Consider the following 1,203-nt stretch of genomic DNA (forward strand, 5'->3'; position numbering starts at 1 on the left):
AGGAAGATCATCATGGCTAAAGCCAAGTTTGAACGTAATAAACCACACGTAAACGTGGGTACAATCGGTCACGTTGACCATGGTAAAACAACTTTAACTGCTGCGATTGCAACAATTTGTGCAAAAACTTACGGCGGTGAAGCGAAAGATTACTCACAAATCGACTCAGCACCTGAAGAAAAAGCACGTGGTATTACAATTAATACATCACACGTAGAATACGATTCTCCAACTCGTCACTACGCACACGTTGACTGCCCAGGCCACGCCGACTATGTTAAAAACATGATCACTGGTGCTGCTCAGATGGACGGCGCGATCCTTGTATGTGCTGCAACTGACGGTCCAATGCCACAAACTCGTGAGCACATCCTTCTTTCTCGTCAGGTAGGTGTACCTTACATCATCGTATTCTTAAACAAATGCGACCTTGTTGATGACGAAGAATTACTTGAATTAGTAGAAATGGAAGTACGTGAACTTCTTTCTACTTATGACTTTCCAGGTGATGACACTCCAGTAATCCGTGGTTCAGCTCTTGCAGCGCTTAACGGTGAAGCTGGTCCTTACGGTGAAGAATCAGTTCTTGCTCTTGTAGCAGCACTTGACTCTTACATCCCAGAGCCAGAGCGTGCAATCGACAAAGCATTCTTGATGCCAATCGAAGACGTATTCTCAATTTCTGGTCGTGGTACAGTAGTAACAGGCCGTGTTGAAGCTGGTATCATCAAAGTTGGTGAAGAAGTAGAGATCGTTGGTATTAAAGATACAGTTAAAACAACTGTAACTGGCGTAGAAATGTTCCGTAAACTTCTTGACGAAGGCCGTGCAGGTGAGAACTGTGGTATCTTACTTCGTGGTACTAAGCGTGAAGAAGTACAACGTGGACAAGTACTTGCTAAACCAGGTACAATCAAGCCGCACACTAAATTCGACGCAGAAGTATACGTACTTTCTAAAGAAGAAGGTGGTCGTCACACTCCATTCTTAAATGGTTACCGTCCACAGTTCTACTTCCGTACAACTGACGTAACTGGTGCGATCCAGTTGAAAGAAGGCGTTGAAATGGTAATGCCAGGTGACAACGTTGAAATGTCAGTAGAATTAATCCACCCAATCGCAATGGACCCAGGTCTACGTTTTGCGATCCGTGAAGGTGGTCGTACTGTAGGTGCTGGTGTTGTTGCTAAAGTAACTGCATAA

1 protein-coding gene is annotated in these 1,203 nt (G+C 44.4%); it reads left to right on the plus strand.

Annotated features, from left to right (window positions below; all coding sequences use genetic code 11):
- Window positions 1–12 precede the first annotated feature (12 nt).
- On the plus strand, window positions 13–1,203 hold the full coding sequence (gene tuf, locus R5R67_RS19360) for an elongation factor Tu (RefSeq protein ID WP_001029610.1): 1,191 nt from the start codon (window positions 13–15) through the stop codon (window positions 1,201–1,203).

The organism is Acinetobacter sp. OYA S30, from assembly GCF_033599315.1.
GTDB lineage: Bacteria > Pseudomonadota > Gammaproteobacteria > Pseudomonadales > Moraxellaceae > Acinetobacter > Acinetobacter baumannii.

What these genes read in the sequence shown, in the direction of transcription:
- tuf (WP_001029610.1), top strand. Translation starts at nt 13, where the DNA reads ATGGCTAAAGCCAAGTTTGAACGTAATAAACCACACGTAAACGTGGGT.